Origin of the sequence: Pseudomonas sp. C1C7 (genome assembly GCF_013359595.1) — a bacterium.
Taxonomy (GTDB): domain Bacteria; phylum Pseudomonadota; class Gammaproteobacteria; order Pseudomonadales; family Pseudomonadaceae; genus Aquipseudomonas.
Genome location: NZ_JABFMP010000001.1, coordinates 62,212 through 74,591, shown reverse-complemented (window position 1 = coordinate 74,591; position 12,380 = coordinate 62,212). Strand labels below are relative to the sequence as shown.

Here is a 12,380-nt window from a genome sequence, read left to right as displayed (position 1 = left end):
CCGGGCGGCTCGGACCGCTTTAACGCAGACTTCTAGGGTTTTTCATGACGCGCTACATATTCGTCACGGGCGGTGTTGTTTCTTCATTGGGGAAAGGCATTGCATCGGCATCATTGGCGGCCATCCTGGAGGCGCGGGGACTTAAGGTCACCATGCTCAAGCTGGATCCGTACATCAACGTCGACCCGGGCACCATGAGCCCGTTCCAGCACGGCGAAGTGTTCGTCACCCATGACGGCGCCGAGACCGACCTGGACCTGGGCCACTACGAGCGGTTCATCCGCACGACCATGACCCAGAACAACAACTTCACCACTGGTCGCGTCTACGAGCACGTACTGCGCAAAGAGCGCCGTGGCGACTACCTGGGTGCAACCATCCAGGTGATCCCGCACATCACCGACGAAATCAAGCGCCGTATCATCAAGGGCGCCGGCGATGCCGACGTGGCCATGGTCGAGATCGGCGGCACCGTGGGTGACATCGAGTCGCAACCGTTCCTGGAAGCCATCCGTCAACTGCGTTTCGAAGTCGGCGCCAAGCGCGCGATGCTGATGCACCTGACGCTGGTCCCGTACATCGCCACCGCCGGCGAGACCAAAACCAAGCCAACCCAGCACTCGGTCAAGGAACTGCGTTCCATCGGCCTGCAGCCTGACGTGCTGGTTTGCCGCTCCGATCACCCGATCGATGTGTCCTCGCGTCGCAAGATCGCTCAGTTCACCAACGTTGAAGAGCGTGCGGTGATCGGTCTGGAAGACGCCGACACCATCTACAAGATCCCGGGCATCCTGCATTCGCAGGGTCTGGACGATTTCGTCGTCGAGCGCTTCGGCCTGCAATGTGGCGGCGCGGACCTGTCCGAGTGGGACGCCGTGGTCGACGCCAAGCTCAACCCTGAGCACGAAGTCACCATCGCCATGGTCGGCAAGTACATGGAACTGCTGGATGCCTACAAGTCGCTGATCGAAGCGATGAGTCACGCCGGCATCAGCAACCGCACCAAGGTCAACCTGCGCTACATCGATTCCGAAGACATCGAAAATCAGGGCACCGCGCTGCTCGAAGGCGTCGACGCGATCCTGGTGCCAGGCGGCTTCGGTCTGCGTGGCGTGGAAGGCAAGATCACCGCCGTTCAATACGCTCGCGAAAACAAGGTTCCATACCTGGGTATCTGCCTGGGCATGCAAGTGGCGGTCATCGAGTTCGCTCGTAACGTCATGGGCTGGAAAGACGCCAACTCCACCGAGTTCGATCGTGCCAGCGGCCACCCGGTCGTGGGTCTGATCACCGAGTGGGAAGACGCCACCGGCGCGGTCGAAACCCGTACCGAAGCGTCCGATCTGGGCGGCACCATGCGCCTGGGCGCGCAAGACTGCCTGCTCGAACCAGGCTCCAAAGTTCACGACTGCTACGGCAAGGACGTGATCGTCGAGCGTCATCGTCACCGCTACGAAGTGAACAACAATCTGCTGCCGCAAATCATGGAAGCCGGCCTGAAAATTTCCGGCCGTTCCGGTGATGGCGCCCTGGTGGAAGTGGTCGAGGCTGCGGATCACCCATGGTTCGTCGCTTGCCAGTTCCACCCTGAGTTCACCTCCACGCCACGCGACGGTCACCCGCTGTTCAGCGGTTTCGTCAAGGCTGCTTTGGCTCAACACCGGAAGAAGGCGTAAACCTGATGGCGCAGAAGATCATCCGCGTAGGCGACATCGAGATTGCCAACGACAAGCCAATGGTGCTGTTCGGTGGCATGAACGTGCTGGAAAGCCGCGACATGGCGATGCAGGTCTGCGAAGAGTACGTGAAAGTCACCGAGAAACTCGGTATCCCTTACGTGTTCAAGGCCAGCTTCGACAAGGCCAACCGCTCCTCCGTGACCTCCTTCCGTGGCCCCGGCCTGGAAGAGGGCATGCGGATTTTCCAGGACATCAAGCAAGCCTTCGGCGTACCGATCATCACCGACGTGCACGAGCCCGAGCAGGCCGTGCCCGTCGCTGAAGTCTGCGACATCATCCAGTTGCCGGCGTTCCTGTCGCGCCAGACCGACCTTGTGGTCGCGATGGCCAAGACCGGTGCAGTGATCAACATCAAGAAAGCCCAGTTCCTCGCCCCCCAGGAAATGAAACACATCCTGAACAAGTGCGTGGAAGCGGGTAACGATCAGTTGATCCTCTGCGAGCGTGGTTCGAGCTTCGGCTACAACAACCTGGTGGTCGACATGCTGGGCTTCGGCATCATGAAGCAGTTCGAATACCCGGTGTTCTTCGACGTGACCCACGCCCTGCAAATGCCGGGCGGTCGCTCCGATTCCGCCGGTGGTCGCCGCGCCCAGGTCACCGATCTTGCCAAAGCCGGCATGAGTCAGTCCCTGGCCGGTCTGTTCCTGGAGGCCCACCCGGATCCGGACAACGCCAAATGCGATGGTCCTTGCGCCTTGCGCCTGGACAAACTGGAGCCATTCCTGGCCCAGCTCAAAGCCCTGGACGAACTGGTTAAGAGTTTTCCGACGGTAGAAACCGCGTAATCCTCATTTCTCCGGTAAAGTACCGCACGATTAAACGCTCAGGCCCTCGGGCCTGAGCCTTGTCGTCCGCAAGTCTGCCCCGCTGCACATCACTTGCCGACGGTAAAAGATTTCCTCTAGCTGCGTCGTTTTCGTCAACTTTGGAGTGTTTACAACAATGGCTAAAATCGTCGACATCAAAGGTCGTGAAGTCCTCGACTCCCGTGGCAATCCCACCGTGGAAGCGGATGTGCTTCTCGATAACGGCATCATCGGCAGCGCCTGCGCGCCGTCCGGTGCTTCCACTGGCTCGCGTGAAGCACTCGAGCTGCGTGATGGCGACAAGAGCCGTTACCTGGGCAAGGGCGTTCTCAAGGCCGTAGCCAACATCAACGGTCCGATCCGTGATCTGTTGAAAGGTACCGATCCAAGCGACCAGAAAGCGCTGGACCTGGCGATGATCAAGCTGGACGGCACCGACAACAAAGCGACCCTGGGCGCCAACGCCATCCTCGCCGTTTCCCTGGCCGCGGCCAAGGCAGCAGCACAGGACCAGGACCTGCCGCTGTACGCTCACATCGCCAACCTGAACGGCACCCCGGGTGTCTACTCGATGCCGGTTCCGATGATGAACATCATCAACGGTGGCGAGCACGCCGATAACAACGTCGACATTCAGGAGTTCATGGTTCAGCCGGTCGGCGCCAAGTCCTTCTCCGAAGGTCTGCGCATGGGCACTGAAATCTTCCATCACCTCAAAGCCGTGCTGAAGGCTCGTGGCCTGAACACTGCGGTGGGCGACGAAGGTGGTTTCGCGCCTAACCTGTCTTCCAACGAAGACGCTTTGAAAGTGATCTCCGAAGCCGTTGCCAACGCCGGTTACAAGCTGGGCACCGACGTGACCCTGGCCCTGGACTGCGCGGCGAGCGAATTCTACGAAGACGGCAAGTACAACCTGTCCGGCGAAGGCCAGGTGTTCACCGCTGAAGGTTTCGCCGATTACCTGAAAGGTCTGACCGAGCGTTACCCGATCATCTCCATCGAAGACGGTCTGGATGAGTCCGACTGGGCTGGCTGGAAAATCCTCACCGACAAGATCGGCGAGAAGACTCAGCTGGTAGGTGACGACCTGTTCGTGACCAACACCAAGATCCTGAAAGAAGGCATCGACAAGAAGATCGCCAACTCGATCCTGATCAAGTTCAACCAGATCGGCACCCTGACCGAAACCCTGGAAGCCATCCAGATGGCCAAGGCCGCCGGTTACACCGCCGTGATCTCGCACCGTTCGGGCGAAACCGAAGATTCGACCATTGCCGACCTGGCTGTGGGTACTTCGGCTGGCCAGATCAAGACCGGCTCCCTGTGCCGTTCCGACCGCGTTTCCAAGTACAACCAACTGCTGCGTATCGAAGAGCAGTTGAACGGCAAAGCCAAGTACAACGGTCGTGCCGAGTTCCGCGGTTGATCGATGACTGAAAAAAAGACGACAGATTGTGTCGGAAAAATCGCTACGGCGACGTTTTTGCCACTAATCTGATGCCTTATCAGCACAAGCCTGGTTCTTCCAGGCTTCGTGCTGTCAGTAGCTTCATGTTTTGGTGTGGCGGTCTTTTTTCACTGGATACCTGATATTCGATGCGCAGTCCCAATTGGTTGTTCCTCGTCTTGCTTCTGTTGCTGGCCGGCCTGCAGTACCGCCTGTGGGTGGGTAATGGCAGCCTGGCGCAAGTGGCCGAGCTGACGCAGCAGATTGCGGATCAGCATGCCGAGAACGAGGCGTTGCTGGAGCGCAATCGGGTGATGGACGCTGAAGTCAGCGAGTTGAAGAAGGGCATGGAGACCGTTGAAGAACGGGCTCGCCATGAATTGGGCATGGTCAAGGACGGTGAAACCCTTTACCAGTTGGCACAATGAACCAGTCTCTGCCGGCCTTCTGGGCCGTGATTCCTGCCGCGGGCGTCGGTGCCCGTATGGCCGCGGACCGTCCCAAGCAATACCTGCAACTGGGCGGGCGCACAATTCTCGAACACAGCCTCGGCTGTTTCCTCGATCACCCAAGCCTCAAGGGCGTGGTGGTCAGTCTTGCTGTCGATGATCCCTACTGGCCAAACCTGGCCTGCGCCAGCGACCCGCGCATTGCCCGTGTCGAAGGCGGCGCCGAACGCTCCGGTTCGGTGCTCAATGCGTTGCTGCATCTGCACGGGCAGGGCGCGGGCGATGACGATTGGGTGCTGGTGCACGATGCGGCGCGTCCGAACCTGAGCCGTGACGATCTGGATAACCTGCTGGCCGAACTTGCGGATGACCCGGTGGGCGGGCTGCTGGCGGTGCCGGCGCGGGACACGCTCAAGCGGGTTGACAAGCAGGGTCGCGTGGTTGAAACCGTGGACCGCAGCGTGATCTGGCAAGCCTATACGCCACAGATGTTCCGCCTCGGTGCCTTGCATCGGGCGCTGGCGGACAGTCTTGTGGCGGATGCGGTGATTACCGATGAAGCGTCGGCCATGGAGTGGTCGGGGCAGTCGCCGCGGCTGATCGAAGGCCGCTCGGATAATCTCAAGGTCACTCGCCCCGAAGATCTCGACTGGTTGCGGCAGCGCTGGGCTAACCGCCGCTAAAAGATCGCAGCCTTCGGCAGCTCCTACATGGAAACGCGATCCCGTGTCGGAGCTGCCGAAGGCTGCGATCTTTTGCTCTTAAATCCTGTACTCCGGCCGCTGCGCCAACCCTTCCTTCAAATAATCCACCAACTTGCGCACCTTCGGCGACAGATGCCGCTGCTGCGGATACAGCGCCCAAACCGCCGTGTTAGGCGGTTGATGCGCTTCAAGCAGCGAAATCAACGCACCGCTCTTCAGATGCTCCAGCACGTAATAGTCCGGCAGCTGACACAACCCGACCCCCTGCAACGCCGCATCCAGCACCGCTTGCCCACTGTTGCAACGCCAGTTTCCCTGTACCCGCTGCGAAAATTCCCGCCCGTTCTGTTCCAGCTGCCACTGGTCCGAACTGCCGATGAGGCAGTTATGCCGGCTCAGTTCCGACAAGCTGTGTGGGCGACCATACCGTTCGAGGTAGGACGGTGACGCGCACAAGTACATGCGTCGTGGCGCCAGGCGCGTGGCCACCAGTCGCGAGTCCTGGAGGCGACCGAGGCGGATCGCCAGATCCAGCCCTTCATGCACCAGGTCCAATTGGCGATTGGTCAGTTCAATGTCGATCCGCAGCTGCGGATACAGTCCCATGAACCGCGTCACCAGCGGCACGATGAACCGCTCGCCGTAGGCCACGGCGCAGGTCATGCGCAGCATGCCCTTGGGTTCGCTGGTCAAGTCGCCCACTGCGCGCAGCGCTTCTTCGCGGCCATCCTGCAAGCGCTGGCAATGCTGCAAAAAGGTCTGCCCGGCTTCGGTCAGGGTGACCCGACGGGTACTGCGGTAGAGCAGTCGCGTCTGCAAGCGCTCTTCAAGGCGTGCGATTTGTCGACTGATGTGGGAGGAAGAAACCCCCAGTCGTTCGGCCGCCGCCGTGAACTGGCTGCATTCGGCGACGGCGACGAACTCGTCTATACCTTCCCAGCGACTCTCGGACATTGGTGATTATCCCTGTACAGCAATAATGTTTTGCTTTCGCTCGGATTATTCACTGTAGGGCGCCGTATTACACTCCCTGTCTCGTTTTAATTCACTGGAGAAGCATCATGATCAAGTCACGCGCTGCCGTTGCCTTCGAGGCCAAGAAACCTCTGGAAATCGTTGAAGTCGATGTCGCCATGCCCAAGGCCGGTGAGGTGTTGCTGCGCGTGGTGGCTTCCGGTGTCTGCCATACCGATGCCTACACCCTGTCCGGTGCTGATCCGGAAGGTATCTTCCCGTCGATCCTCGGCCACGAAGGCGGCGCGATCGTCGAAGCGATCGGTGAGGGCGTAACCTCCGTCGCCGTGGGCGACCATGTGATTCCGCTGTACACCCCTGAATGCCGTAAGTGCAAATTCTGCCTGTCGGGAAAAACCAACCTTTGCCAGGCGATTCGCGCTACTCAGGGCAAGGGTCTGATGCCGGACGGCACCTCGCGTTTTTCCTACAAGGGCGAAACGATTTTCCACTACATGGGTACTTCGACCTTCTCCGAGTACACCGTACTGCCGGAAATCTCCGTGGCCAAGATCGCCAAGGAAGCGCCGCTGGAAAAAGTCTGCCTGCTGGGCTGTGGCGTCACCACCGGTATCGGCGCCGTGCTGAACACCGCCAAGGTGAAACCGGGTGACACCGTGGCCATCTTCGGTCTCGGCGGCATCGGTCTGTCGGCGGTGATCGGCGCGGTCAAGGCCAAGGCGGCACGCATCATCGCCATCGACATCAACCCGGCCAAATTCGAAATCGCCAAACAGCTGGGTGCAACCGACTGTGTAAACCCTAAGGACTTCGATCGTCCGATCCAGGAAGTCATCGTCGACATGACCGATGGCGGCGTCGACTTCTCCTTCGAGTGCATCGGCAACGTGCAACTGATGCGTGCCGCGCTCGAGTGCTGCCACAAGGGTTGGGGCGAGTCGGTGATCATCGGTGTGGCCGGTGCCGGCCAGGAAATCTCGACCCGTCCGTTCCAGCTGGTGACCGGCCGTGTATGGCGCGGTTCGGCCTTCGGTGGCGTGCGCGGTCGTACCGAGCTGCCAAGCTACGTGGAAATGTCGGAAACCGGCGAAATCCCGCTGGATACTTTCATCACCCACACCATGGGCCTGGAAGATATCAACAAGGCATTCGACCTGATGCACGAAGGCAAGAGCATCCGTTCCGTCATTCATTTCTAAGAAGCAGCTGTGAGCCATAAGCTGCAAGCTGCAAGTGGGCGCGCCTTCTTACAGCTTGCGGCTTGTGGCTTGTCGCTGGGAGAACTCCCATGACTCTGGAAAACATTTCTTGCCAGAAAAGCTTCGGTGGCTGGCACAAGCGTTATCGCCATCGCTCGGAAACCCTCGGCTGTGACATGGTATTCGCCGTGTATCTGCCGCCGCAGGCGGAGCAGGGCGGCAAGTTGCCGGTGTTGTACTGGCTCTCGGGCCTGACCTGCACCGATGAGAACTTCATGCAGAAGGCCGGCGCCATGCGCGTGGCGGCCGAGCTGGGTCTGATCATCGTCGCGCCGGACACCAGCCCGCGCGGTGTCGACGTGCCGGGTGATCCTGACGGTGCCTGGGACTTCGGCCTGGGGGCCGGGTTCTATCTGAATGCCACCCAGGAACCCTGGTCGCGTCACTATCGGATGCATGACTATGTCGTGCAGGAATTGCCGGCCCTGGTCGAAGAGCATTTCCCTGCATCCGGCAAGCGCGGGATTAGCGGGCACTCCATGGGTGGCCACGGGGCGCTGGTCTGTGCGTTGCGCAATCCGGGTCGTTATCTGTCGGTGTCGGCGTTCTCGCCGATCAACAATCCGATGGACTGCCCTTGGGGGCAAAAGGCCTTTACCCGCTACCTGGGCGAAGATCGTTCGAAATGGCGCGAGTGGGATGCCTGTGCCTTGATCGCCGAGGCGGACGAGAAGCTGCCGCTGCTGGTGGATCAGGGTGATCGTGACGACTTCCTCGCCACTCAGCTCAAGCCCGAAGCCTTGCAACAGGCGACCAAAATGGCCGGTCATCCGCTGACGTTGCGCCTGCAACCGGGCTATGACCACAGCTATTTCTTCATCGCCAGTTTCATCGAAGATCACTTGCGGCATCACGCGCATGCTCTAGGTGCCCAATAGCAGGTAGAATCACGCCCTGACAAAAATCGGGGCGTTTTTTTATGCGTATTGGCCACGGCTACGATGTACACCGTTTCGCTGAAGGCGATTTCATTACTCTGGGCGGCGTGCGTATCGCACACGGCTTCGGGCTGCTCGCTCATTCCGACGGTGACGTCCTGCTGCACGCCTTGAGCGATGCCTTGCTCGGCGCCGCCGCGCTGGGCGATATCGGCAAGCATTTCCCGGACACCGACCCGCAGTACAAGGGCGCCGACAGCCGCGCGCTGCTGCGTCATGTCGTCGCACTGATCCACGCCAAGGGCTGGAAGGTCGGCAACGTCGACAACACCATCGTCGCCCAGGCACCGAAAATGGCCCCGCATATCGAATCGATGCGCGCACTGATTGCCGCGGATCTTCAGGTCGAACTCGATCAAGTGAACGTCAAGGCCACCACCACCGAGAAGCTGGGCTTCGTCGGTCGCGAGGAAGGCATTGCCGTGCATTCCGTTGCCTTGTTGCTGCGCGCATGAACGAACTGCAATTACTCGGCCCGCGTGCCTATGGCGAGGCCCTCGGCACGGCGGTACTGAAAGCCATCGCCGAAGATTTCCAGGTCGATGAAGTTCTCGACATCCCCTTGAGCGGCGACGGCGAACACCTGTGGATCTGGGTGGAGAAGCGTGGCCTGAACACCGAGGAAGCGGCGCGGCGCATTGCCAAGGCCGCTGGCGTGCCGTTGCGCACCGTCAGCTATGCGGGGCTCAAGGACCGTCAGGCGCTGACCCGCCAGTGGTTCAGTGTGCAGCTGCCGGGCAAGGCCGATCCGGATCTTTCGGCCGCGGAAAACGAGACGCTGAAAATCCTCAAGACCAGCCGGCACAAGCGCAAGCTGCAACGCGGTGCCCATTCGGCCAATGGCTTCACCTTGCGCCTGACCCAGTTTGACGGCGACAAGGCCGCCATTGACGCGCGCCTGCAACTGATCGCCAAACAAGGCATCCCCAATTACTTCGGCGCCCAGCGTTTCGGGCATGACGGCGGCAACGTGGTCGACGCCCGTGCCTGGGCCGCGCGCAAGGCTTTGCCGGAGCAGCGCAATGTTCGCTCGCGTCTGCTCTCGACCGCCCGCAGTTTTCTGTTCAACCAGGTCTTGGCCGCCCGCGTCGCCGACGGCACCTGGCAGCAAGCACAGGTTGGCGATCTGCTGGCGTTCACCGACAGTCGCAGCTTCTTTCCCGCCGGTGAAGCCGAGTGCAGCGACCCGCGCCTGGCGATTCTCGATCTGCACCCGACGGGGCCGCACTGGGGCGAAGGTGACTCGCCGGCCACGGGCGCTGTCCATGAACTGGAGCAGGCTATCGCCGCTCGCGAAGCCGACCTTCGCGATTGGCTGATCAACGCCGGAATGAGCCACGAACGTCGTATCCTGCGGCTGCCCATCGCCGGGTTGACGTGGCATTATCCCGAGCCTGACATTCTGCAACTGGAATTCGTCCTGCCGGCCGGATGCTTCGCCACCGTATTGGTGCGCGAACTTGTCGATCTGGTGCCGGTAGGGCAGACGGACAGCCCATGCGTATTCTGATTTCTAACGACGATGGGGTAACCGCACCCGGTCTCGCCGCGCTTCATGCTGCGCTGGCGGATTACACCGAGTGCGTGGTTATCGCCCCGGACCAGGACAAAAGCGGCGCCAGCAGCTCGCTGACGCTCGACCGCCCGTTGCATCCGCACACGTTGGCCAACGGCTTCATCAGCATCAATGGCACCCCGACCGATTGCGTGCACCTGGGCCTCAATGGCCTGCTGGAGCGCGACGTGGACATGGTGGTGTCCGGGATCAACCTGGGTGCCAACCTGGGGGACGATGTCCTGTATTCCGGAACCGTGGCCGCAGCGCTTGAAGGGCGCTTCCTCAGCCGTCCCGCATTTGCCTTTTCGCTGGTCTCGCGCCAGGTCGACAACCTGCCGACGGCCGCCTACTTCGCGCGAAAACTGGTCGAGGCCCAGGCGGATCTCGATTTGCCGCCGCGCACGGTTCTGAACGTGAACATTCCCAACCTGCCGCTGGAGCACATTCGCGGTGTGCAGCTGACGCGCCTGGGGCATCGCGCCCGTGCCGCCGCACCGATGAAAGTGGTCGACCCGCGCGGTAAAGCCGGCTACTGGATCGCCGCCGCCGGGGACGCCGAAGACGGCGGGCCGGGCACCGATTTCCACGCGGTGATGCAAGGTTATGTGTCCATCACACCCCTGCAGCTGGATCGCACCTTCAACGACGCCTTCAGAAATCTGGATGGCTGGCTGGAGGGCCTGCGCTGATGTCTCGTGAGCAAGACGATATGCTGCGCCGCGGCATCGGCATGACCTCCCAGCGGACCCGCGAACGCCTCATCCAGCGTCTGTATGAAGAAGGGGTATCCAACCCCAAGGTGCTGGAAGTCATCCGTCGTACGCCGCGTCACCTGTTCGTCGATGAAGCGCTGGCGCACCGGGCCTACGAAGACACGGCGCTGCCGATCGGACACAACCAGACCATCTCCCAGCCTTATATGGTGGCGCGCATGAGCGAGCTGCTGCTGGAGGCGGGGCCGCTGGACAAGGTGATGGAGATTGGCACGGGCTCGGGCTATCAGACAGCCGTGCTGTCGCAGCTGGTCGAGCGGGTCTTCTCGGTCGAACGCATCAAGGTGCTGCAGGATCGGGCCAAGGAACGCCTGGTCGAGTTGAATTTGCGCAACGTGGTGTTTCGCTGGGGTGATGGCTGGGAGGGGTGGCCGGCGCTGGCGCCTTATAACGGCATCATCGTTACCGCGGTGGCGACCGATGTGCCTCAGGCGTTGCTCGATCAGCTCGCGCCCGGGGGGCGTCTGGTGATCCCGGTGGGGGCCGGTGAAGTGCAACAACTGATGTTGATCATTCGCGAGGAACAGGGTTTTTCCAGGCGCGTTCTGGGGGCGGTTCGCTTCGTCCCGCTGCTCAACGGACCCCTGGCCTGAGCATTTATTCAGGCACGCTGAATTCTCTTCGATGGCCTTTGTCTTACACCGGCGTCGATAGGTTAAACAGGTTGTTTTGTGTAACGGCAAACGTGTGCGTGAAGCCATTTCGCTTCATTAAGGGTAAAGCCTGCACGGGCCGTTATACTTGCGACATTTCTTGCCGACACATGGGCAAATCAAATTTTCAGCCACCACAAAGGGAGCGGCGGGTGAGTCTCACAGTCATTGCGCAGCGTATGGGTAAAACGAGCTTTCAGCGCCTGGTGACTGGCCTTGTCATGAGCACCTTGCTGGTCGGTTGTTCCAGCAACAAATCCAGCGACGTTCGCGTCGTCGACCGCAACAACGCCGTCGCCCAGCGCCCGGCAGTCACCACCGGACAGTACGTCGTCCGACCCAAAGACACCCTGTTCTCCATCGCCTTCCGCTACGGCTGGGACTACAAGGCCCTGGCGGCGCGCAACAACATTCCGGCGCCGTACACGATCCATCCGGGTCAGACGATTCGTTTCGATGGGCGCACCGGTTCAACGCCGACGACGGTGGTCAGTTCAACCAATACGACGCCGTCATCCTCGAGTAAAACCACGGTGATTCGCCGTCCGGTGGACGGTGCCACTACCGCCGCTCCGGTGGTTGTACCGTCCGTCGCCAACAAGCCGGCACCCGCGCCTTTGCCGCCTCCCGGCCCGGCCCCGACCGGCTGGGGATGGCCTTCTAATGGCATTTTGATTGGAAAATTCTCTTCAAACGGTAGTTTGAATAAAGGAATTGATATCGCCGGAGATTTGGGACAGCCTGTTTTAGCTGCGTCTGATGGGACAGTCGTATACGCCGGGAGTGGCTTAAGGGGCTACGGCGAATTAGTCATCATCAAACACAGCGAAACCTACGTCAGTGCCTACGGACATAACCGCAGGCTGTTGGTTCGGGAGGGGCAGCAGGTCAAGGTCGGACAGACAATTGCCGAAATGGGGTCAACGGGTACAGACCGGGTGAAACTGCATTTTGAGATTCGCCGCCAAGGTAAACCTGTAGATCCGCTGCAATTCCTGCCACGCCGTTGATTGCTACCAGCCTGTTCCGTCACGTAGAGGGGACAGGCTCCAGCGTTGCCAAGGATAAAGGCGCCG

13 protein-coding genes are annotated in these 12,380 nt (G+C 60.6%); 12 read left to right on the top strand and 1 reads right to left on the bottom strand.

Features of this window, described 5'->3' with window-relative positions; translation table 11 throughout:
• Positions 1-44 precede the first annotated feature (44 nt).
• The 5 genes from HNO86_RS00390 to ispD all read left to right on the top strand — a co-directional run bounded on the left by HNO86_RS00390 (position 45) and on the right by ispD (position 5,127).
• Positions 45-1,676: a CTP synthase gene (locus HNO86_RS00390; protein WP_175375055.1), complete on the top strand. Its 1,632-nt coding sequence runs from the start codon at positions 45-47 to the stop codon at positions 1,674-1,676.
• 5 nt (positions 1,677-1,681) lie between these two features.
• Positions 1,682-2,527, top strand: coding sequence for a 3-deoxy-8-phosphooctulonate synthase (gene kdsA / locus HNO86_RS00385; RefSeq protein ID WP_175375054.1), 846 nt, complete (start codon positions 1,682-1,684; stop codon positions 2,525-2,527).
• Positions 2,528-2,684: 157 nt separating this feature from the next.
• Entirely contained in the window at positions 2,685-3,974 is a 1,290-nt protein-coding gene (gene eno / locus HNO86_RS00380; RefSeq protein WP_175375053.1) for a phosphopyruvate hydratase, read from the top strand.
• A gap of 170 nt (positions 3,975-4,144) precedes the next feature.
• The gene (gene ftsB / locus HNO86_RS00375; RefSeq protein WP_175375052.1) at positions 4,145-4,423 is read left to right on the top strand and encodes a cell division protein FtsB; all 279 of its coding nucleotides are present in this window, start codon (positions 4,145-4,147) and stop codon (positions 4,421-4,423) included.
• Positions 4,420-5,127 carry a 2-C-methyl-D-erythritol 4-phosphate cytidylyltransferase gene (ispD, locus tag HNO86_RS00370; protein WP_175375051.1) on the top strand — a complete coding sequence of 236 codons (708 nt, stop codon included), beginning with the start codon at positions 4,420-4,422 and terminating at the stop codon, positions 5,125-5,127. Before ftsB ends, ispD begins: the two co-directional genes overlap by 4 nt.
• Positions 5,128-5,205: 78 nt before the next feature.
• On the opposite strand, the gene HNO86_RS00365 is transcribed toward ispD, so the two are convergent.
• Entirely contained in the window at positions 5,206-6,102 is an 897-nt protein-coding gene (locus HNO86_RS00365; RefSeq protein WP_175375050.1) for a LysR substrate-binding domain-containing protein, read from the bottom strand.
• Between the two features lie 107 nt (positions 6,103-6,209).
• Here HNO86_RS00365 and HNO86_RS00360 point away from each other — a divergent pair, with 107 nt between their 5' ends.
• The 7 genes from HNO86_RS00360 to HNO86_RS00330 all read left to right on the top strand — a co-directional run bounded on the left by HNO86_RS00360 (position 6,210) and on the right by HNO86_RS00330 (position 12,314).
• Entirely contained in the window at positions 6,210-7,322 is a 1,113-nt protein-coding gene (locus HNO86_RS00360) for an S-(hydroxymethyl)glutathione dehydrogenase/class III alcohol dehydrogenase (protein WP_175375049.1), read from the top strand.
• A gap of 89 nt (positions 7,323-7,411) precedes the next feature.
• The gene (gene fghA, locus HNO86_RS00355; protein ID WP_175375048.1) at positions 7,412-8,260 is read left to right on the top strand and encodes an S-formylglutathione hydrolase; all 849 of its coding nucleotides are present in this window, start codon (positions 7,412-7,414) and stop codon (positions 8,258-8,260) included.
• A 41-nt stretch (positions 8,261-8,301) separates the two neighbouring features.
• A complete protein-coding gene (ispF, locus tag HNO86_RS00350) occupies positions 8,302-8,775 on the top strand; it encodes a 2-C-methyl-D-erythritol 2,4-cyclodiphosphate synthase (RefSeq protein WP_175375047.1) in 474 nt (157 codons plus the stop codon).
• Positions 8,772-9,830 (top strand): tRNA pseudouridine(13) synthase TruD, encoded by a 1,059-nt coding sequence (truD, locus tag HNO86_RS00345; protein WP_175375046.1) that lies wholly within the window; start codon positions 8,772-8,774, stop codon positions 9,828-9,830. Before ispF ends, truD begins: the two co-directional genes overlap by 4 nt.
• Complete coding sequence (gene surE, locus HNO86_RS00340; protein WP_175375045.1) at positions 9,818-10,567, top strand: 5'/3'-nucleotidase SurE; 750 nt, start codon at positions 9,818-9,820, stop codon at positions 10,565-10,567. Before truD ends, surE begins: the two co-directional genes overlap by 13 nt.
• A 41-nt stretch (positions 10,568-10,608) precedes the next feature.
• Positions 10,609-11,244 carry a protein-L-isoaspartate(D-aspartate) O-methyltransferase gene (locus tag HNO86_RS00335; RefSeq protein ID WP_175375281.1) on the top strand — a complete coding sequence of 212 codons (636 nt, stop codon included), beginning with the start codon at positions 10,609-10,611 and terminating at the stop codon, positions 11,242-11,244.
• 212 nt (positions 11,245-11,456) lie between these two features.
• Positions 11,457-12,314 carry a peptidoglycan DD-metalloendopeptidase family protein gene (locus tag HNO86_RS00330; RefSeq protein ID WP_175375044.1) on the top strand — a complete coding sequence of 286 codons (858 nt, stop codon included), beginning with the start codon at positions 11,457-11,459 and terminating at the stop codon, positions 12,312-12,314.
• The last annotated feature ends 66 nt before the right edge of the window (positions 12,315-12,380 follow it).